This is a genomic window from Salmonella sp. 32082101201600294FB01SM01 (assembly GCF_017572865.1).
GTDB classification, from domain to species: domain Bacteria; phylum Pseudomonadota; class Gammaproteobacteria; order Enterobacterales; family Enterobacteriaceae; genus Salmonella; species Salmonella enterica.
In genome coordinates this window covers 668,799-688,989 of sequence record NZ_JAGESB010000002.1, presented here as the reverse complement: position 1 = coordinate 688,989, position 20,191 = coordinate 668,799, and the positions used below count along the sequence as shown (strand labels likewise).

The 20,191-nt window shown below is 55.1% G+C and carries 17 protein-coding genes; 11 read left to right on the top strand and 6 right to left on the bottom strand.

What is annotated here, in order from left to right:
• Nucleotides 1-136: 136 nt before the first annotated feature.
• Nucleotides 137-535: a Z-ring associated protein ZapG gene (gene zapG, locus J4645_RS13090; protein WP_001519074.1), complete on the bottom strand. Its 399-nt coding sequence runs from the start codon at nt 533-535 to the stop codon at nt 137-139.
• Between the two features lie 192 nt (nt 536-727).
• On the opposite strand from zapG, the gene zapE reads away from it, so the two are divergent.
• From zapE to nanQ, 11 genes are all read left to right on the top strand, one after another.
• On the top strand, nt 728-1,852 hold the full coding sequence (gene zapE, locus J4645_RS13085; protein ID WP_023214443.1) for a cell division protein ZapE: 1,125 nt from the start codon (nt 728-730) through the stop codon (nt 1,850-1,852).
• A 301-nt stretch (nt 1,853-2,153) separates the two neighbouring features.
• On the top strand, nt 2,154-2,582 hold the full coding sequence (rplM, locus tag J4645_RS13080) for a 50S ribosomal protein L13 (RefSeq protein WP_000847559.1): 429 nt from the start codon (nt 2,154-2,156) through the stop codon (nt 2,580-2,582).
• Nucleotides 2,583-2,597: 15 nt separating this feature from the next.
• On the top strand, nt 2,598-2,990 hold the full coding sequence (gene rpsI / locus J4645_RS13075) for a 30S ribosomal protein S9 (protein WP_000829815.1): 393 nt from the start codon (nt 2,598-2,600) through the stop codon (nt 2,988-2,990).
• Nucleotides 2,991-3,303: 313 nt separating this feature from the next.
• Nucleotides 3,304-3,942 carry a stringent starvation protein SspA gene (gene sspA / locus J4645_RS13070; RefSeq protein ID WP_000257298.1) on the top strand — a complete coding sequence of 213 codons (639 nt, stop codon included), beginning with the start codon at nt 3,304-3,306 and terminating at the stop codon, nt 3,940-3,942.
• A 5-nt stretch (nt 3,943-3,947) separates the two neighbouring features.
• Nucleotides 3,948-4,448, top strand: coding sequence for a ClpXP protease specificity-enhancing factor (gene sspB / locus J4645_RS13065; protein WP_000366112.1), 501 nt, complete (start codon nt 3,948-3,950; stop codon nt 4,446-4,448).
• Nucleotides 4,449-4,556: 108 nt separating this feature from the next.
• Complete coding sequence (gene nanR / locus J4645_RS13060; RefSeq protein ID WP_000382923.1) at nt 4,557-5,348, top strand: transcriptional regulator NanR; 792 nt, start codon at nt 4,557-4,559, stop codon at nt 5,346-5,348.
• A 134-nt stretch (nt 5,349-5,482) separates the two neighbouring features.
• On the top strand, nt 5,483-6,376 hold the full coding sequence (gene nanA / locus J4645_RS13055; RefSeq protein WP_001029665.1) for an N-acetylneuraminate lyase: 894 nt from the start codon (nt 5,483-5,485) through the stop codon (nt 6,374-6,376).
• Nucleotides 6,377-6,491: 115 nt separating this feature from the next.
• Nucleotides 6,492-7,982 (top strand): sialic acid transporter NanT, encoded by a 1,491-nt coding sequence (nanT, locus tag J4645_RS13050; protein WP_000108071.1) that lies wholly within the window; start codon nt 6,492-6,494, stop codon nt 7,980-7,982.
• 46 nt (nt 7,983-8,028) lie between these two features.
• Nucleotides 8,029-8,718: an N-acetylmannosamine-6-phosphate 2-epimerase gene (locus J4645_RS13045; RefSeq protein ID WP_000054439.1), complete on the top strand. Its 690-nt coding sequence runs from the start codon at nt 8,029-8,031 to the stop codon at nt 8,716-8,718.
• The gene (gene nanK, locus J4645_RS13040) at nt 8,715-9,590 is read left to right on the top strand and encodes an N-acetylmannosamine kinase (RefSeq protein WP_000208981.1); all 876 of its coding nucleotides are present in this window, start codon (nt 8,715-8,717) and stop codon (nt 9,588-9,590) included. Before J4645_RS13045 ends, nanK begins: the two co-directional genes overlap by 4 nt.
• A complete protein-coding gene (nanQ, locus tag J4645_RS13035; RefSeq protein ID WP_000979901.1) occupies nt 9,587-10,054 on the top strand; it encodes an N-acetylneuraminate anomerase in 468 nt (155 codons plus the stop codon). Before nanK ends, nanQ begins: the two co-directional genes overlap by 4 nt.
• 81 nt (nt 10,055-10,135) lie before the next feature.
• Here nanQ and J4645_RS13030 read toward each other — a convergent pair whose 3' ends face one another.
• The 5 genes from J4645_RS13030 to gltB form a co-directional block, all read right to left on the bottom strand.
• On the bottom strand, nt 10,136-11,416 hold the full coding sequence (locus J4645_RS13030) for a cytosine deaminase (RefSeq protein ID WP_023137156.1): 1,281 nt from the start codon (nt 11,414-11,416) through the stop codon (nt 10,136-10,138).
• Complete coding sequence (codB, locus tag J4645_RS13025; protein ID WP_001542969.1) at nt 11,403-12,656, bottom strand: cytosine permease; 1,254 nt, start codon at nt 12,654-12,656, stop codon at nt 11,403-11,405. The genes J4645_RS13030 and codB overlap by 14 nt, the downstream gene beginning before the upstream one ends.
• A gap of 115 nt (nt 12,657-12,771) precedes the next feature.
• Complete coding sequence (locus J4645_RS13020; RefSeq protein WP_000184301.1) at nt 12,772-13,875, bottom strand: PDDEXK nuclease domain-containing protein; 1,104 nt, start codon at nt 13,873-13,875, stop codon at nt 12,772-12,774.
• A gap of 207 nt (nt 13,876-14,082) precedes the next feature.
• Nucleotides 14,083-15,501, bottom strand: coding sequence for a glutamate synthase subunit GltD (gltD, locus tag J4645_RS13015; protein ID WP_000081633.1), 1,419 nt, complete (start codon nt 15,499-15,501; stop codon nt 14,083-14,085).
• Nucleotides 15,502-15,510: 9 nt separating this feature from the next.
• Nucleotides 15,511-19,971 carry a glutamate synthase large subunit gene (gene gltB / locus J4645_RS13010; protein WP_000965011.1) on the bottom strand — a complete coding sequence of 1,487 codons (4,461 nt, stop codon included), beginning with the start codon at nt 19,969-19,971 and terminating at the stop codon, nt 15,511-15,513.
• Nucleotides 19,972-20,191 lie beyond the last annotated feature (220 nt).

Below are 20,191 nucleotides of genomic sequence, written 5' to 3'. Positions count from 1 at the left end.
GGATGAACGGATAGACAATTCAAAACAGATTGATGTTATTGAATTTTCAGCCTGGTAACAATGATAATAGCTGGGACAGGAAAGATAGAGAGAGGGCGCAAGCGATGCGCCCGATAAATTTCTTAACGGCGTGCGATTAATCGCGCTTTGCGCCGCTACGTAACAGGCCAGACGCGCCTTCAGAATAATCACGTGGCATTTGTACTGGCGCCTGATCGTTGCTCGCCTCAGACTCCGCCAGACGGTTACGGAACGGATTCGACTCCGCAGACATTTCCGGCAGCAGGCTGCTGGAGCTTTTCGCCATATGCTGATACAGCTGGCGGTAATCATGCGCCATGGTATCCAGCAGTTCCGCGCTGCGGGCAAAGTGGCTAACCAGCTCTTCACGGTACTCTTCCAGCTCAGCTTTGTTTTTTTCCAGTTCGTACTGCAATGCCTGCTGTTGACGTAACTTACGATTACCAAAACGCATGGCCACGGCACCAATGATGATACCGACGACTAATCCAATTAGCGCATATTCCCAGGTCATGAACATCTCCCGTTGTCTTATGTTTCCGTAGGGTGTTGGCTCCAGGCTCCATGCCCGCGCCTGATTATGCCACTATAACCGCTAATTCCGTAGAAGTGGAATCCCGACAGCATATCGCGTAGTGTAGAACGGCCTTTTTTTCGTCAGCCGTGAACGACGGCACATCGATTTTCAAGGAATAACAATAACATTATGCAAAGCCTTTCCCCTACATCGCGTTATCTCCAGACACTCAACGAAGGCACCCATCAGCCTGACGACGTACAGAAAGAGGCGGTCGACCGTCTGGAAACCCTTTATCAGGCGCTCACCGCGAAAAAATCGTCGGCTACGCCACCCGGCGGTCTGATAGCGCGACTGGGGAAATTATTAGGCAAAAACGAACCGGACGCGCAAATACCGGTTCGCGGGCTGTATATGTGGGGGGGCGTGGGGCGCGGCAAAACATGGCTCATGGATCTCTTCTACCACAGCCTGCCGGGCGAGCGAAAACTACGCCTGCATTTTCATCGGTTTATGCTGCGCGTGCATGAAGAACTTACTGCGCTACAGGGACAGATCGATCCGTTAGACATTATTGCCGATCGGTTTAAAACCGAGACGGACGTACTGTGTTTCGATGAGTTTTTCGTCACCGATATTACCGACGCCATGCTGCTGGGCGGTTTAATGAAAGCGCTGTTTGCACGCGGCATTACGCTGGTCGCGACCTCCAATATTCCGCCGGATGAACTCTACCGCAACGGTTTGCAACGCGCCCGCTTCCTGCCGGCTATCGATGCCATTAAACAGCACTGCGACATTATGAATGTGGACGCCGGCGTCGATTACCGACTGCGGACGCTGACGCAGGCCCATTTATGGCTAACGCCGCTTAATGATGAAACCCAGCGGCAAATGGATAAACTGTGGCTGGCGTTAGCGGGGGGGGCGCGCGAGCACGCTCCGACGCTGGAAATCAATCATCGCCCTTTATCCACCCTGGGCGTTGAAAACCAAACGCTAGCGGTCTCTTTCGCTACGCTGTGCGTCGAAGCCCGCAGCCAGCATGATTACATTGCGCTCTCAAGGTTATTTCACACGGTTCTGCTGTTTGACGTGCCGGTCATGACGCCGCTGATGGAGAACGAAGCGCGCCGCTTTATTGCGCTGGTGGATGAGTTTTACGAGCGCCACGTTAAGCTGGTGGTCAGCGCCGCCGCGCCGTTATATGAAATTTATCAGGGGGAGCGGCTCAAGTTTGAATTTCAGCGCTGTCTGTCACGCCTGCAAGAGATGCAGAGTGCGGAGTACCTCAAGCGGGAGCATATGCCGTAAGCCGGACAAGCGCAGCGCCCCGGCATTATGCGGTATTATATCTGTGCAACCTCCCCGACCGAGGGTGAACCAGGCCTGAACAAAACCCGCGGCAAATCGCAAAAAGGGGTCGATCTTTGACCTGGACTTCTCTATAATCCTGCGACCCCACGTTACAAGAGAGTTTTTTCCCAAACTTTCTCTGTGCCGGCCAAACATATCCGAGGGGGTAGGTTTACCGGACTTTGTCGTGTGAACCTCAACTATTTAAAACGTTTGGGTGTTCACCAACGTGTAACTTATTTATTTGGGTAAGCTTTTAATGAAAACTTTTACAGCTAAACCAGAAACCGTAAAACGCGACTGGTATGTTGTTGACGCGACCGGTAAAACTCTGGGCCGTCTGGCTACTGAACTGGCTCGTCGCCTGCGCGGTAAGCACAAAGCGGAATACACTCCGCACGTAGATACCGGTGATTACATCATCGTTCTGAACGCTGACAAAGTTGCTGTAACCGGCAACAAGCGTACTGACAAAGTGTACTATCACCACACCGGCCACATCGGTGGTATCAAACAAGCGACCTTTGAAGAGATGATTGCCCGCCGTCCTGAGCGTGTGATTGAAATCGCGGTTAAAGGCATGCTGCCAAAAGGCCCGCTGGGTCGTGCTATGTTCCGTAAACTGAAAGTTTACGCGGGCAACGAGCACAACCACGCGGCACAGCAACCGCAAGTTCTTGACATCTAATCGGGATTATAGGCAATGGCTGAAAATCAATACTACGGCACTGGTCGCCGCAAAAGTTCCGCAGCTCGCGTTTTCATCAAACCGGGCAACGGTAAAATCGTTATCAACCAACGTTCTCTGGAACAGTACTTCGGTCGTGAAACTGCCCGCATGGTAGTTCGTCAGCCGCTGGAACTGGTCGACATGGTTGAGAAACTGGATCTGTACATCACTGTTAAAGGTGGTGGTATCTCTGGTCAGGCTGGTGCGATCCGTCACGGTATCACCCGCGCTCTGATGGAGTACGACGAGTCCCTGCGTGGCGAACTGCGTAAAGCTGGCTTCGTTACTCGTGACGCTCGTCAGGTTGAACGTAAGAAAGTCGGCCTGCGTAAAGCACGTCGTCGTCCGCAGTTCTCCAAACGTTAATGGGTTTCTGCTTCGGCAGACAACTATTAGCGAAAAACCCGCTTCGGCGGGTTTTTTTATGGGCAATGCATTTATCTGTCACGATGAAATGCGGATTGTTGTCTCTTTTTCCCCAATTCCAGAATCGACTCACCACAAAGGTCACAAAATCTGGTAAACTATCATCCAATTTTCTGCCCAAATAGCGGGGAATGTTCATTTTTTGTCTCGTTTCTGAGCAATGATGGCTTTTTTCGCCCTGGGTGACATAACATCTGGCTGGTCACATTGTGGCTGGTAGCAGTAAAAATTCTGAATATACCTGGAGGTTTTCATGGCTGTCGCTGCCAACAAACGTTCGGTAATGACGCTGTTTTCTGGTCCTACTGACATCTATAGCCATCAGGTCCGCATTGTGTTGGCTGAAAAGGGTGTTAGTTTTGAGATCGAACATGTGGAAAAGGACAATCCACCTCAGGATCTGATTGACCTCAACCCGAATCAAAGCGTTCCGACACTGGTGGATCGTGAGCTGACCCTGTGGGAATCTCGCATCATTATGGAATATCTGGATGAGCGTTTCCCTCATCCGCCGCTGATGCCGGTTTATCCGGTCGCGCGCGGTGAAAGCCGTCTGTACATGCACCGTATTGAAAAAGACTGGTATACGCTGATGAACGTCATCGTAAACGGGTCTGCTTCCGAGGCCGACTCTGCGCGTAAACAACTGCGTGAAGAGCTGCTGGCGATTGCGCCGGTATTTGGTCAGAAACCGTATTTCCTGAGCGACGAATTCAGCCTGGTTGATTGCTACCTGGCGCCTCTCCTGTGGCGTTTACCGCAGTTGGGTATCGAATTCAGCGGCGCAGGGGCGAAAGAGCTGAAAGGCTATATGACCCGCGTCTTTGAACGTGATTCTTTCCTGGCTTCTTTAACCGAAGCTGAACGTGAAATGCGCCTCGGTCGGGGTTAACCTGTATGGATTTGTCACAGTTGACGCCGCGTCGTCCTTATCTGTTGCGTGCTTTCTACGAGTGGTTGCTGGATAACCAGTTGACTCCGCATCTGGTGGTGGATGTGATGCTGCCTGGCGTGCATGTCCCTATGGAATATGCGCGCGATGGGCAAATCGTCCTCAATATTGCGCCGCGAGCGGTAGGTAATCTGGAGCTGTCTAATGATGAAGTGCGTTTTAATGCGCGCTTCGGCGGCGTTCCCCGTCAGGTTTCTGTGCCTTTGGCTGCGGTGCTAGCGATTTACGCCCGTGAAAACGGCGCAGGCACCATGTTTGAGCCTGAAGCCGCCTATGATGAAGACGTTGTCAGCTTAAATGATGATGACAATACCGCAGGCGCGGAAAGCGAGACCGTGATGTCCGTCATTGATGGCGATAAGCCCGACCACGATGACGACAGTAGCCCTGATGACGAGCCGCCTCCGCCGCGTGGCGGACGTCCGGCGCTGCGCGTAGTAAAATAATCAACAGGCCCGGAAGGGCCTGTTTTGTTTGGTCTCCTCGCGGGTTCACCCTGCTTTTGAAGCTGTGTTACGATAAGCTTGCTATTATTTGCCACCGACCACTCATGAATGGACGTTATGAACGCATTTGATTCGCAAGCAGAAGATTCACCGACATCCCTCGGGCGTAGTTTGCGCCGCCGCCCGCTGGCGCGTAAAAAACTGTCTGAAATGGTTGAGGAAGAGCTGGAGCAGATGATCCGCCGTCATGAGTTTGGCGAGGGAGAACAGCTACCGTCTGAACGTGAATTAATGGCCTTCTTCAATGTGGGGCGTCCCTCCGTGCGTGAAGCGTTAGCTGCGCTGAAGCGTAAAGGTCTGGTGCAAATCAATAACGGCGAACGCGCCCGCGTCTCGCGCCCCTCTGCTGATACTATCATCAGCGAACTGTCGGGAATGGCGAAAGATTTTCTTACTCATCCTGGCGGCATCGCTCACTTTGAACAGCTACGGCTTTTCTTTGAATCCAGCCTGGTACGCTATGCGGCGGAACATGCCACCGACGAGCAGATCGCGTTGTTAACGAAAGCACTGGAAATTAATAGCCAGTCGCTGGATGACAACGCGCTGTTTATTCGTTCGGATGTCGAGTTTCACCGGGTGCTGGCTGAAATTCCCGGCAATCCAATCTTTATGGCTATTCATGTTGCTCTGCTGGACTGGCTAATCGCCGCTCGCCCAAGCGTTCCCGATCGTGAGCTGCATGAACATAATAACTTGAGTTATCAACAGCATATTGTGATTGTTGATGCCATTCGCCAGCGAGATCCCGATAAAGCGGATCGCGCTCTGCAAACCCACCTCAATAGCGTTTCCGCTACCTGGCACGCGCTCGGTAAAAAAAGTCAAAAAATGCGGTAGCGATCGCGCCTCCGATCCCAGTTTAGTGAAGCAGATCGCACTATAAGCGTTCTGTATTATTTGCTGCTTATTTGATCTGGTATAACAGGTATAAAGGTAGGTAGTTAATATATTCATCATCCGTAGAGGTAGGTATGGCAAAAGCATTGCAAGGCGTAATGGCGGCGTTGTTGACCCCATTTGATCATCAGCAGCAACTGGATAGCGAAAGTCTGCGCCGTCTGGTGCGTTTTAACATCGGCCAGGGTATCGACGGGCTGTACGTTGGCGGTTCCACCGGGGAAGCATTCGTACAGAGCCTTGCTGAAAGAGAGCAGGTACTGGAGATTGTCGCCGAAGAGGCGAAGGGAAAAATCACGTTGATCGCCCATGTCGGGACGGTAAGCACCGCAGAAAGCCAGCAGCTTGCCAGCGCCGCAAAGCGTTACGGTTTTGATGCGGTCTCTGCGGTGACGCCTTTTTATTACCCTTTCAGTTTTGAAGAGCACTGTGACCATTATCGGGCAATCATTGATTCCGCAGATGGATTGCCGATGGTGGTATACAACATTCCGGCGTTAAGCGGTGTAAAACTTACCCTCGATCAGATCAATACGCTGGTGACATTACCGGGCGTGAGCGCGCTGAAGCAAACCTCCGGCGATCTCTTCCAGATGGAGCAGATCCGCCGCGCGCATCCGGATCTGGTGCTGTACAACGGTTATGACGAAATCTTCGCTTCCGGCCTGCTGGCGGGCGCGGACGGCGGTATCGGCAGCACATACAACATTATGGGCTGGCGTTACCAGGGGATTGTGCAGGCATTACGTGAAGGCGATGTGGCGAAAGCGCAGCGTCTGCAAACCGAGTGCAATAAGGTTATTGATTTACTGATTAAAACCGGCGTATTCCGCGGCCTGAAAACGGTCCTGCATTATATGGACGTGCTATCGGTGCCGCTGTGTCGTAAACCGTTTGCGCCTGTTGATGAAAAATACCTGCCGGCGCTCAAGGCGCTGGCGCAACAACTGATGGAAGAAAAGGCGTAACAGCATAATGCCGGGGGCGCTACGCTTGCCCGGCCTACAACAGTGTGAGCGGTAGGCCGGATAAGGCGGAGCCGCCATTCGGCATAACGACAACAAAAATCGTCGGGAGAGTAAAATGAGTACTTCTACCCAGAACATCCCGTGGTATCGCCATCTCAACCGGGCGCAGTGGCGGGCATTTTCCGCTGCCTGGCTGGGATATCTGCTTGATGGTTTTGATTTTGTGTTGATTGCTCTTGTACTGACTGAGGTACAAAGCGAATTTGGGCTGACGACGGTACAGGCGGCAAGCCTGATTTCTGCGGCTTTTATCTCTCGCTGGTTCGGCGGGTTATTACTGGGCGCGATGGGCGATCGCTATGGGCGTCGTCTGGCGATGGTCAGCAGCATCATTCTGTTTTCGGTGGGAACCCTGGCATGCGGGTTTGCGCCCGGTTACACCACCATGTTCATCGCCCGACTGGTGATTGGTATGGGCATGGCGGGCGAATATGGTTCCAGCGCGACCTATGTGATTGAAAGCTGGCCAAAACATTTACGCAATAAAGCCAGCGGTTTTCTGATTTCCGGCTTCTCCGTCGGCGCGGTCGTTGCCGCGCAGGTGTACAGCCTGGTGGTGCCTGTCTGGGGCTGGCGCGCGCTGTTTTTCATTGGCATTTTGCCAATTATCTTCGCTCTCTGGCTGCGGAAAAACATTCCGGAAGCGGAAGACTGGAAAGAGAAACACGCGGGTAAAGCGCCGGTACGCACGATGGTCGACATTCTTTATCGGGGCGAGCATCGCATCATCAACATTTTAATGACTTTCGCCGCCGCCGCTGCGCTGTGGTTCTGTTTTGCCGGTAACCTACAAAATGCTGCGATTGTGGCGGGGCTGGGACTACTGTGCGCGGTTATCTTTATCAGCTTTATGGTGCAGAGCAGCGGTAAACGCTGGCCCACTGGCGTCATGCTGATGCTGGTGGTACTGTTTGCTTTCCTCTATTCCTGGCCGATTCAGGCGCTATTACCTACTTATCTGAAAACCGAGCTGGCCTACGATCCGCATACGGTGGCGAATGTCCTGTTCTTTAGCGGATTTGGCGCGGCGGTTGGTTGCTGCGTAGGCGGTTTTCTTGGCGACTGGCTGGGAACGCGTAAAGCCTATGTCTGTAGCCTGCTGGCCTCGCAAATCCTCATTATTCCGGTCTTTGCGATTGGCGGCACAAACGTCTGGGTTCTGGGTCTGCTACTGTTTTTCCAACAGATGTTGGGGCAGGGGATTGCCGGGATTCTGCCGAAACTGATCGGCGGTTACTTCGATACCGATCAGCGCGCGGCGGGGCTGGGCTTTACTTATAACGTCGGCGCGCTCGGCGGCGCGCTGGCGCCGATCCTGGGAGCACTGATCGCTCAACGTCTGGATCTGGGCACTGCGCTGGCATCGCTCTCTTTCAGCCTGACGTTTGTCGTGATCCTGCTTATTGGGCTTGATATGCCGTCTCGCGTACAGCGTTGGCTACGTCCGGAAGCGTTACGCACCCACGATGCTATCGACGACAAACCGTTCAGCGGAGCCGTACCGCTTGGCAGTGGTAAAGGTGCCTTTGTAAAAACGAAAAGTTAATCCGCTTGCCCGGTTTTAAACCGGGCAATATTTGTAAGGGAGTAGTATGTCGTTACTTGAACAACTGGATAAAAATATTGCCGCTTCTGGCGGCCTGATTGTCTCCTGCCAGCCCGTTCCGGGCAGTCCGCTGGATAAGCCGGAGATTGTAGCGGCAATGGCGTTGGCGGCGGAACAGGCGGGCGCGGTTGCGGTGCGTATTGAAGGCATAGACAACCTGCGTATGACCCGCTCGCTCGTTTCGGTACCCATTATCGGCATTATCAAACGCGATCTGGACGACTCTCCAGTGCGCATTACCCCTTTTCTCGACGATGTAGATGCGCTGGCACAGGCCGGAGCAGCTATTATCGCCGTTGATGGAACCGCTCGGCAACGGCCGGTAGCCGTTGAGGCGTTGTTGGCGCGCATTCATCACCACCATCTACTGGCGATGGCCGACTGCTCATCCGTGGACGATGGTCTCGCCTGTCAACGGTTGGGCGCGGACATTATCGGCACGACAATGTCCGGCTACACCACCCCCGATACGCCGGAGGAACCCGATCTGCCCTTAGTCAAAGCGTTGCATGACGCCGGATGCCGGGTAATAGCCGAAGGGCGCTATAACTCGCCAGCACTGGCGGCGGAGGCGATCCGTTATGGCGCATGGGCGGTGACGGTGGGGTCCGCCATTACCCGTCTGGAACATATCTGTGGATGGTATAACGACGCATTAAAAAAGGCGGCGTCATGACTACGTTAGCAATCGATATTGGCGGTACTAAACTTGCCGCCGCGCTCATCGACAACAACTTGCGCATTAGCCAGCGTCGCGAGCTGCCGACCCCCGCAAGCAAAACGCCGGATGCGTTACGTGAAGCATTAAAGGCGCTGGTTGAACCGCTACGGGCGGAGGCGCGTCAGGTAGCGATAGCTTCTACCGGGATCATTCAGGAAGGGATGCTGCTGGCGCTAAACCCCCATAATCTGGGCGGCTTGCTACACTTTCCGTTAGTACAAACACTGGAAACGATCGCAGGCCTGCCGACACTGGCGGTGAACGACGCGCAGGCGGCGGCCTGGGCGGAGTATCACGCGCTCCCTGATGATATCCGCGATATGGTATTTATCACCGTTTCAACCGGCGTTGGCGGCGGCGTTGTCTGCGACGGCAAGCTCCTTACCGGAAAAGGCGGTCTGGCCGGGCACCTGGGACACACCCTGGCGGACCCACACGGGCCCGTATGCGGCTGTGGACGCGTTGGCTGCGTAGAGGCCATCGCCTCCGGACGAGGGATGGCCGCGGCGGCGCGGGACGATCTGGCGGGATGCGACGCCAAAACCCTATTTATTCGCGCTGGCGAAGGTCATCAGCAGGCGCGACATCTGGTAAGCCAATCCGCGCAGGTAATAGCGCGAATGATCGCCGATGTGAAAGCGATTACCGACTGCCAGTGTGTGGTCATTGGCGGCAGCGTAGGGTTAGCTGAGGGTTACCTGGAGCAGGTTCGCGCGTTTTTGATGCAAGAGCCTGCGCCTTATCACGTGGCGCTGAGCGCCGCTCGCTATCGGCATGACGCAGGATTATTAGGCGCTGCTTTGTTAGCTCAAGGAGACACATTATGATGATGGGGGAAGTACAGTCGTTGCCTTCTTGCGGGTTGCATCCGCGACTGCTGGATGCCTTGACTCTCGCGCTGGCGGCAAGGCCGCAGGAGAAAGCGCCGGGGCGCTATGAATTGCAGGGCGACAATATCTTTATGAATGTAATGCAGTTAACGACGCAAATGCCGGCCGAGAAGAAAGCGGAATTGCATGAACAATACATTGATATTCAGCTACTACTAACCGGCGTCGAGCGTATTGCGTTTGGGATGTCCGGTGCCGCTCGCCAGTGCGAGGAGATGCACGTTGAAGAGGATTACCAGCTTTGTAGTCAAATTGTCGACGAGCAGACTATTACGCTGCAAGCGGGGATGTTTGCTGTGTTTATGCCGGGAGAACCGCATAAACCGGGATGTGCAGTGGGTGAGCCGGATGACATCAAGAAAGTGGTAGTGAAAGTACGCGCCAGTCTGCTGGCGGCCTGAATCTCTTGCCGGAGCAGTCTTCCGAACGCAGCCCCTTACGGGCTGCGTGGTGAATGTGCCGGAGAGCGCGGGTATGACGGGTTAACGCTTAAACGTCACGGCTTCCGGCTGGGGCAGGTGCAGCGTCGTCTGGCTCGGCACCGTCTCGGCAATTACCCGCCCGTGGCGAATCGAGTAACGGGCAGGCGTCTGGCGACGTACCGCATCGAATCCATTCTCAGCGGGTAAGATAACCAGATTCGCGGCATTGCCGACGCTCAGACCGTAGTCCTGTAAATGCAGGGTTTTTGCGCTGTGGGTAGTGATCAGATTTAACCCATCGTTGATTTGCCCATACCCCATCAACTGGCAAACGTGTAACCCCATATGCAGCACCTGCAGCATATTTGCCGTGCCTAATGGATACCACGGATCGAAGACGTCATCATGGCCAAAGCAGACGTTGATCCCCGCTTCCAGCATCTCTTTCACTCGCGTGACGCCACGACGTTTCGGGTAAGTGTCAAACCGCCCTTGCAGATGAATATTCACCAGCGGGTTGGCGACGAAGTTAATCCCCGACATTTTCAACAGGCGGAACAGGCGTGACGCATACGCGCCGTTGTACGAGTGCATAGCCGTGGTGTGGCTGGCGGTCACGCGCGACCCCATGCCATCACGATGCGCCAGCGCCGCGACCGTTTCGACAAAGCGAGACTGCTCGTCATCAATTTCGTCGCAGTGCACATCGATCAAGCGATCGTATTTCTGCGCCAGGGCGAAGGTTTTGTGCAGCGATTCAACGCCATATTCCCGAGTGAACTCAAAGTGCGGAATGGCGCCAATAACGTCAGCGCCCAAACGCACGGCTTCCTCTAACAGCGCTTCACCGTTGGGATAAGACAGAATACCTTCTTGCGGAAAGGCGACAATTTGCAGGTCTACCCACGGCGCAACCTCTTGCTTCACTTCCAGCATGGCTTTCAGCGCGGTGAGCGTAGGATCTGAAACGTCAACGTGAGTACGAACGTACTGGATGCCGTTAGCCATCTGCCATTTCAGGGTCTGCATCGCGCGCGCTTTCACATCTTCATGCGTGAGCATTGCTTTACGTTCTGCCCAGCGCTCAATCCCTTCAAACAGTGTGCCGGACTGGTTCCAGCTCGGTTCACCCGCCGTTTGCGTGGTATCCAGGTGGATATGTGGCTCAACAAACGGTGGAATAGCCAGACCGCCTTCGGCATCAAGCACTTCGCCCTGCGGTAACGATGCGGCTTCCTGAGGCTCAATCCGGCTAAAGCGCCCGTTTTCAATCGTAATCTGCCATAATCCTTCGTGTCCCTGCAGACGCGCCTGAAGAATGGTGATGTTATTGTTCTGCATGGCTGACCTCTGGTGATTTAGCAAGGCTGCGGTTGAAAAGTGGATTCAGCAGGATATAGCTGAAGACGCCGCCGAGTACGGCGTTGACGGGCACAATACCAGGAACATAATGTCCGGCGGCGATGCCCAGCGCGACGGAAAGAATAGCAATCCAGTTAACGGGAATAAAGCGCACGGTGTTGAAGTCGGCATAGCGGCGGCGGTTCAACAGATAGTCGGCAATAATCACTCCGCCAATCGGTGGGATGGCAGATGACAGGAACGTCAGCCAGCCGACAAAATTATTGTAAAGCCACAGCGCGCACACGGTACCGATAATCCCGTTCACCACCGACAGCGTGCGGCTGGAAAGACCGGTAATATTGGCGAAGCCCAGACCCGATGCGTACAGCGCGTTATCGTTGGTGGTCCAGATATTCAGGCCAAGCACCACAATCGCGGGCAGCAGCAGCCCCTGCGCTATCATCACGTCAGAGATATCCGCCTGACCGACGGCGGCAGCGCCTGCCGCGCCAAAGATAAACATCAGCGAGTTGCCGAGGAAAAAAGCGACCATCGCAATCAGTACGGCGCTTTTGGCATGACGCCCGAAGCGGACGAAGTCGGCGGTTAATGTACCGGCGCTGACAAACGAGCCCACCACCAGCGCCAGCGCGCTGGAAAAATCCAGCGGCGTCTGCGGCACTATCGTTTTTAAATGCTCCAGCCCACCCACGCCGCTGACCGCCAGCCAGACGGAGTAGCTGCCCAGAATCACGATCGCGGGTACGGCAATGATAGACAAAATGGTCAACGCCGAGATGCCGAAAAAAATGGTCAGGGTCATCAGCAGACCCGAAACGGCAATCAGAATATTGGCATCAATGCCCGTCGCTTTACTGACCGGAATAGCGAACATCGCTACGCCAACGCCAAACCAGCCTACCTGTGTGCCGCCAAGCAGCAAGGAGGGAAGCCATGAGCCTTTAACGCCAAAGGAGTAACGTGCAAGGAGGTGGGTGGAGAGTCCGGTTTTTGCGCCGATGTAACCAAGAAATGCAGTGTAGATACCGAGGAGGAGATTACCGAAGAGAACTGCGAGGAAGAAATCGTGATAGGTAAGACCGGTGCCGAGTGTCCCTCCGGTCCACATACTGGCGGAAAAAAACGTTAAACCCAACATGACAAACGTCAGTGGAATCACGCCCTTCCGCGCCGCCAGAGGGACGGGGCCCTGGCTATAATTGTTGTCCTGCGACACAACGCCTCCATGAATTTTGCCCAAAAAATCCGCCGCATAATATACAGTTCTCAGAATAAAGCAAACGTTTTCGTGTGATATTTTTTTGATAATCATTCATGTCATTAATGATTCGCTAGTTTTTCTCCGTTGTCAGTGAACCACCGCGTGTGAGTTGAGTTTCCAGCATGGTTTGCGAACGAATAAGTTCGTCTGTGAGTAATTTTTCGTCGGGCAACTGCACTTTGTACTCGCTCGCCATGATGGTGTTTGGCAGGCCAGTCAGCGCGTAATGCGCTTCCCCCGCGCCTTTCCCTGCGCACAAAACCAGGCCGACTGGCGGGTTTTCTCCGGGCATTGTCCAGTGCTCTTTGGCATAGTTCAGGTACATATTCATCTGCCCGGCATCCGCATAACCGAATTTGCCTACCTTCAGGTCAACGAGCAACAGGCAGCGCAAGCGACGATGGAAGAACAGCAGGTCGACGCGGAACCAGCTATCGTCTATGCGTAGTCGGCGTTGGCGGCCAACAAAAGCAAAATCGTCACCAAGCTCCAGCATAAAGTCCATCAGGTGGCTGAGCAGCGCGTCTTCGAGATCTGATTCGGAATACTCGTCCTTCAGGTTAAGAAATTCCAGAATGAACGGGTCGCGTATGGCTTGCTCCGGCAAAACGTTTGGCTCGGCGGGTGCAGGCTGCTGCAACATGGCGGATTTGTCGTGGGACAGTAGCGTTCGTTCGTAAAATTGAGTGGCGATTTGCCTGTCGAGCTGCCTAACTGACCAGCCGTTACGTAGCGTCTCTTTCTCGTAAAAAGTGCGGGCATCGTTATCTTTCACCGACAGCAGACGCACATAAGCTGACCAGGGAAGAGGGAATGTTTTGGCGAGCGGTATGAGATTTGAAGATTCCGCAGACAGTGTCTGCAGAATTTCAATGTGTTGAAAACAAAGATAAAATGTACGAATTTGCCATAGGTTTCTGGTGGAAAAACCGCGCTTATAGCGCTGACTTAAATCTACCGATAATCGTTCGATGAGCTGAGTGCCATAGGCCGCTCGCGCTTCTCCTCCCTGTTCAAATTCGACAATGCGTCGGCCAATTTCCCAGTAGGTTGCTGTCATAATGGCATTGATGCTGCGCACGGTCTCGGTACGTGCCGTATCGACCAGACGAATAATGCCGTCATGGATTTGCTGATATTCATCAGACTGTGGCGCTAAAGTTGGATTCGTCATGTCATCCCTTACGTGATAGTTTCATTATGAAATTAGAACGCTATCAATACGCTTCAGGCGTAAACGGATCAATCCATGAACGGATTTTACATGGCATTACATCTCGATTTACGAGCGGGTTTCCAGAATCGGCAGGAGAGATATTGAGGAGAGGAATATCGGCTCCCCAGCCATCAGCACAAGGCATCAACCGGGGAGCCGGAAGGGTTACACTTCGAGGTAGTTCATAATCCCGTCAGCCGCCTTACGGCCTTCGGCAATCGCCGTTACCACCAGATCGGAACCGCGCACGATGTCGCCACCGGCGAAGATTTTCGGGTTGCTGGTCTGGAAAGCATTATCGCTGCGTTCCGGCGCGATAATTCGTCCCTGCGAGTCCAGTTCCACGCTGTGTTTCGCCAGCCATTCCATGCTGTGTGGACGAAAACCAAACGCCATCACCACCGCATCAGCCGGAACCACATGCTCGGAACCGGCGACGATCTCCGCCCGCCGACGGCCTTTGGCATCCGGTTCGCCCATTTCAGTGCGCACCATTTTTACGCCGCTCACTTTGCCGTTGGCATTGACTTCAATGCCCAGCGGTTGAACGTTAAACTGAAATTCGACACCTTCCTCGCGCGCGTTCTTCACTTCGCGTCTGGAGCCCGGCATGTTCTCTTCATCACGACGATAAGCACAGGTTACGTGCGTTGCGCCCTGACGAATGGAGGTACGTACGCAGTCCATTGCGGTATCGCCGCCGCCCAGCACCACCACGCGTTTGCCTTCCATGCTGACATATGGTTCGTCGCTGGTTTCGCCAAACCCCATGATCTGCTTCGTATTGGCGATCAGGAACGGCAGAGCGTCGAATACGCCGTCCGCATTTTCATTTTCCAGCCCGCCGCGCATCGACTGATAGGTGCCGACGCCAAGGAATACCGCGTCGTACTCTTTCAACAGCTCGTCAAGTTCGACGTCGCGGCCCACTTCGGTATTAAGTTTGAACTCAATACCCATGCCGGTGAAGATCTCGCGACGGCGGGTCATCACCTCTTTTTCCAGTTTGAAAGCTGGAATACCGAAGGTCAGCAGGCCGCCGATTTCCGGATGGCGATCAAAGACCACCGCCTTCACGCCGTTGCGGGTCAGCACGTCGGCGCACGCCAGCCCTGCCGGACCTGCGCCGATAATCGCTACCCGTTTGTCCGTCTGGCGCACGCCGGTCATATCCGGGCGCCAGCCCATTTCGAACGCTTTATCGTTGATATAACGTTCGATGTTGCCGATGGTTACTGCGCCGAACTCGTCGTGCAGCGTACAGGAGCCTTCGCACAGGCGGTCCTGCGGGCAGACGCGGCCACACACTTCCGGCAGGGTGTTGGTCTGGTGCGATAGCTCAGCCGCCTCAAAAATACGCCCTTCGTTAGCCAGTTTCAGCCAGTTCGGGATGTAGTTATGTACCGGACATTTCCACTCGCAGTAGGGGTTCCCGCAGGACAAACAGCGATCCGCCTGGGCTTTCGCCTGACCTTCAGAAAACGGTTCGTAGATTTCAACAAACTCGATCTTACGGATCTTCAGCGGTTTCTTCGGCGGATCAACGCGCTGCAGGTCGATAAATTGATAAACATTCTGGCTCATTTCAATTCCTTACTGCGCCTGCACGCGCAATTCTGCCGCACTACGACTACGGTGGCCCAACAGGGCTTTGACATCGCTGGACTTGGGCTTCACTAACGCGAATTGGGTTGAGAAGCTTGACCACCTGGACAGGATCTCTTCGCCGCGTTGCGAACCAGTATGCTGCACGTGCTCGGTGATCAGGCCGCGCAGATGCTCTTCGTGGATAGCCAGCGAATCAACGTCCAGTACCTCTACCAGTTCCGGGTTCACGCGTTTACGGAATTCGCCATCTTCGTCCAGCACATAGGCGAAGCCGCCGGTCATCCCCGCGCCGAAGTTAACGCCGGTTTTACCCAGCACGCAGACGATGCCGCCGGTCATGTATTCACAGCCGTTGTCGCCGATGCCCTCTACTACGGTAATCGCCCCGGAGTTACGCACGCCGAAACGTTCGCCCGCGCGGCCCGCCGCGTACAGACGGCCACCGGTCGCTCCATACAGGCAGGTGTTGCCGATAATGCTGGCCTTATGACTGAGGAAGGCGGAACCTACCGGCGGTCTGATGGCGATCAAACCGCCTGCCATACCTTTACCGACATAGTCGTTGGCATCGCCAGTCAGATATAACTCCACGCCGCCCGCGTTCCACACGCCAAAGCTCTGGCCTGCGGTACCGCTGAAGTGCGCTTTAATCGGATCGGAAGCCAGCCCCTGATCGCCGTGGGTCTGTGCGATGTAGCCGGAAAGCGACGCGCCGACGGAACGATCGGTGTTGCGGATGTCGAACCAGAAGGTTTTGCTCTGGCGCGCATCGACAAACGGCTTCGCCTGCTGCAACAGTTGCGCATTCAGCACACCGTTATCAAACGGCGGGTTATTCTCGGTGCAGTACAGCGCTTTACCCGGATGAGGTTCAGCGGTTTCCAGTAGACGAGACAGCGCCAGCTTCTGCTGTTTCGCCGTAAAGCCCTCCAGCTCTTTCAGCAGGTCGGTGCGGCCAATCAAATCCACCAGGCGGGTCACGCCAAGCGAAGCCATCAGCTCGCGCACTTCGCGGGCGATAAATTCAAAGTAGTTGGTCACTTTGAACGGCAGGCCGTGATAGTGGTTCTTACGCAGTTTTTCATCCTGCGTCGCTACGCCGGTTGCGCAGTTATTCAGGTGGCAGATACGCAGATATTTACAGCCCAGCGCCACCATCGGGCCGGTGCCGAAGCCGAAACTTTCCGCACCGAGAATCGCCGCTTTAATGATGTCGACGCCGGTTTTCAGACCGCCGTCCACCTGCAGACGAATCTTGTGACGCAGACCGTTGGCGACCAGCGCCTGCTGGGTTTCAACAAGTCCGAGTTCCCACGGGCAGCCAGCGTATTTCACCGAAGAGAGCGGGCTGGCGCCAGTACCGCCGTCGTAACCGGCGATAGTAATCAGATCCGCATAGGCTTTCGCCACGCCGGTTGCGATGGTGCCAACGCCCGGTTCGGACACCAGCTTCACGGAGATCATCGCCTTCGGGTTGACCTGCTTGAGGTCGAAAATGAGCTGCGCTAAGTCCTCGATAGAGTAGATATCGTGGTGCGGCGGCGGGGAGATCAGCGTCACGCCCGGCACTGAATAACGCAGTTTAGCGATATACGGAGTGACTTTATCCCCCGGCAACTGACCGCCTTCGCCCGGTTTCGCGCCCTGCGCGACTTTAATCTGGATCACATCGGCATTGACCAGGTAGGCCGGCGTCACGCCAAAGCGACCAGAGGCCACCTGTTTGATACGCGACACTTTATTGGTGCCGTAGCGCGCAGGGTCTTCACCGCCTTCGCCGGAGTTGGAGTTGCCGCCGAGGCTGTTCATCGCTTCCGCCAGCGCTTCGTGCGCTTCCGGACTTAATGCGCCGATAGACATGGCTGCGGTATCAAAGCGTTTAAACAGCTCACTGGCGGGCTCAACCTCGTCGATAGTCACCGCCTCGCCGTCTGGATGTATCGCCAGCAGATCGCGCAGCGTTGCCGCCGGACGCTCATTGACCAGTTTGGCGTATTCCTGATAATCACTGTACTCGCCGCTCTGTACCGCCTGTTGCAGGGTACGCACGACATCCGGGTTATAGGCGTGATATTCGCCGCCGTGGACGTACTTCAACAGGCCGCCAGGGCTAATGGGTTTGCGCGCCAGCCAGGCGCGTTTGGAGAGATTCAGCAGATCCTGCTGGAAGTCATCAAAGCTCGCGCCGCCGATACGGCTGACCACGCCCTGGAAGCACAGGTTTACCACATCATCGTGCAGTCCGACCGCTTCAAACAGTTTGGAGCAGCGGTAAGAGGCAATGGTCGAAATGCCCATTTTGGACATAATCTTGTACAGCCCCTTGTTGATGCCGTTGCGGTAGTTCTGCATCACGGTACGGTAGTTTTTAGCGATGGCCTGGGTATCAATCAGACGCCCCAGCGTTTCGTAGGCCAGGTACGGATAGATGGCCGTTGCGCCAAAGCCGAGCAGTACCGCAAAGTGATGCGGATCGCGGGCGCTTCCGGTTTCTACGATGATGTTGGCGTCGCAGCGCAGGCTTTGTTCCACCAGACGCGTTTGCACCGCGCCCACCGCCATCGGCGCGGGGACCGGCAGGCGATTCTTACCGATATTGCGATCCGAGAGGACCAGCAGCACGGTGCCGTTGCGCACCATCTGTTCCGCTTTATCGCACAGCGCTTTAACCGTCGCGTCCAGTGTGGTTTCGGTGATATCAAAGGTAATATCAAGCCAGTCGGCGCGGTAGTGATGCTCGCTCATGGTGGTGAGCTGTTTGAAATCGGAGTACAGCAGAATTGGCGATTTAAAACTCAGGCGATGGGCCTGACCTTCCGCTTCGCAGAAGACGTTCATTTCGCGACCGATGCTGGTGGCGAGCGACATGACGTGCGCTTCACGCAGCGGGTCGATAGGCGGGTTAGTGACCTGCGCGAACTGCTGGCGGAAGTAGTCGTAAATAATACGCGGCTGGCTGGAGAGCACGGCAAAGGGGGTGTCGTCGCCCATTGAGCCGACGGCTTCCTGGCCGTTTTCGCCCAACACACGGATAACCGAGTCCAGCTCTTCGGCGCTGTAGTTAAACTGTTTCTGATAGCTGGCGAGCAGGTCATCGTCCAGTTCGCGGCTACCGACTTCTTCATCAGGCAGCTCTTCAAACGGCACCAGACGGCGAACATTCTTTTCCATCCACGCTTTATACGGATGGCGGCTTTTCAGATCGTCATCGGTTTCCGCGGAATGCAGAATACGTCCGCCGCGGGTGTCGATCACCATCAGCTCGCCTGGACCGACGCGGCCTTTCTCGACCACTTCATCCGGCTGATAGTCCCAGATACCGACTTCGGAGGCGCAGGTGATCAGCTTGTCTTTGGTAATGACATAGCGTGCCGGGCGCAGGCCGTTACGGTCAAGGTTACAGGCGGCGAAGCGCCCGTCGGACATCACGATGCCTGCCGGACCGTCCCACGGCTCCATATGCATGGAGTTAAAGTCAAAGAAGGCGCGCAGATCCTGGTCCATATCGGGGTTGTTCTGCCAGGCGGGCGGCACCAACAGGCGCATGGCGCGGATAATGTCCATCCCGCCTGCCAGCAGCAGTTCCAGCATGTTGTCCAGCGAGCTGGAATCCGAACCGGTTTCGTTAACAAACGGCGCAGCGGACTGTAAATCCGGGATCAGCGGCGTCTGGAATTTATAGGTACGGGCGCGCGCCCACTGGCGGTTGCCAGTGATAGTGTTAATCTCGCCGTTATGCGCCAGGTAGCGGAACGGCTGCGCCAGCGGCCAACGCGGCACGGTGTTAGTGGAAAAGCGCTGGTGGAACAGACAGATGGCCGATTCCAGACGCAGATCCGCAAGATCCAGGTAGAAGCGCGGCAGATCCGCCGGCATACACAGACCTTTATAAATGTTGACCAGGTTCGACAGGCTGCATACGTAGAAATCTTTGTCGTCCTGCAGGCGTTTTTCAATGCGTCGGCGGGCGATAAACAGACGGCGCTCCATATCACGCGGACGCCAGCCTGCCGGAGCGTTGACAAAAATCTGCTCAATACGCGGCAGAGAGGAGAGGGCGATTTCACCGAGCACGCCTTCATTGGTTGGCACATCGCGCCAGCCGACAATCGACAGGGTTTCCTGCTGTAATTCTTCTTCGACAATATGGCGTGACGCGGCGGCCAGTTCAGGATCTTTATTCAAAAAGATCATCCCGACGGCGTAGTTTTTGGCTAAGCGCCAGCCGCGCTCTTCGGCCACGATGCGAAAGAAACGGTCAGGTTTTTGTAACAGCAAGCCGCAACCGTCGCCGGTTTTACCGTCGGCAAGGATCGCGCCACGGTGCTGCATCCGGGCCAGCGCGTGTATGGCGGTACGCACTACCTTGTGGCTAGGTTCGCCTTCTATGTGGGCGATCAGGCCGAAACCACAGTTATCCTTCTCAAGGGATTTATCGTACAACATATCAGTGAACCTCCCCAGGCTCTACGGGACGCTCTCTCAACCGACGGCGCGCGGGCACAGCAAGAGCATGGCGACGGGGCTGGCGCATCATACGCTTACCTCGCATTCGCCCTCTTTGTGTCCTTTGCGCATTGGTAAATACGGTTAAGAGGGAATCTCAATTACTGCATAAATATGATGAGCAGACGGCTCATCCAGAAAGCTTCCAGCGGATCCCCAA

Excerpts from the sequence above, each read along its gene's own strand:
- rplM (WP_000847559.1), top strand. The coding sequence starts at position 2,154 with ATGAAAACTTTTACAGCTAAACCAGAAACCGTAAAACGCGACTGGTAT.
- rpsI (WP_000829815.1), top strand. The coding sequence starts at position 2,598 with ATGGCTGAAAATCAATACTACGGCACTGGTCGCCGCAAAAGTTCCGCA.
- sspB (WP_000366112.1), top strand. The coding sequence starts at position 3,948 with ATGGATTTGTCACAGTTGACGCCGCGTCGTCCTTATCTGTTGCGTGCT.
- gltB (WP_000965011.1), bottom strand. The coding sequence starts at position 19,971 with ATGTTGTACGATAAATCCCTTGAGAAGGATAACTGTGGTTTCGGCCTG.
- nanK (WP_000208981.1), top strand. The coding sequence starts at position 8,715 with ATGACTACGTTAGCAATCGATATTGGCGGTACTAAACTTGCCGCCGCG.
- nanA (WP_001029665.1), top strand. The coding sequence starts at position 5,483 with ATGGCAAAAGCATTGCAAGGCGTAATGGCGGCGTTGTTGACCCCATTT.
- sspA (WP_000257298.1), top strand. The coding sequence starts at position 3,304 with ATGGCTGTCGCTGCCAACAAACGTTCGGTAATGACGCTGTTTTCTGGT.
- nanQ (WP_000979901.1), top strand. The coding sequence starts at position 9,587 with ATGATGATGGGGGAAGTACAGTCGTTGCCTTCTTGCGGGTTGCATCCG.
- zapG (WP_001519074.1), bottom strand. The coding sequence starts at position 535 with ATGACCTGGGAATATGCGCTAATTGGATTAGTCGTCGGTATCATCATT.
- J4645_RS13045 (WP_000054439.1), top strand. The coding sequence starts at position 8,029 with ATGTCGTTACTTGAACAACTGGATAAAAATATTGCCGCTTCTGGCGGC.
- nanT (WP_000108071.1), top strand. The coding sequence starts at position 6,492 with ATGAGTACTTCTACCCAGAACATCCCGTGGTATCGCCATCTCAACCGG.
- zapE (WP_023214443.1), top strand. The coding sequence starts at position 728 with ATGCAAAGCCTTTCCCCTACATCGCGTTATCTCCAGACACTCAACGAA.
- nanR (WP_000382923.1), top strand. The coding sequence starts at position 4,557 with ATGGACGTTATGAACGCATTTGATTCGCAAGCAGAAGATTCACCGACA.
- gltD (WP_000081633.1), bottom strand. The coding sequence starts at position 15,501 with ATGAGCCAGAATGTTTATCAATTTATCGACCTGCAGCGCGTTGATCCG.
- J4645_RS13020 (WP_000184301.1), bottom strand. The coding sequence starts at position 13,875 with ATGACGAATCCAACTTTAGCGCCACAGTCTGATGAATATCAGCAAATC.
- J4645_RS13030 (WP_023137156.1), bottom strand. The coding sequence starts at position 11,416 with ATGCAGAACAATAACATCACCATTCTTCAGGCGCGTCTGCAGGGACAC.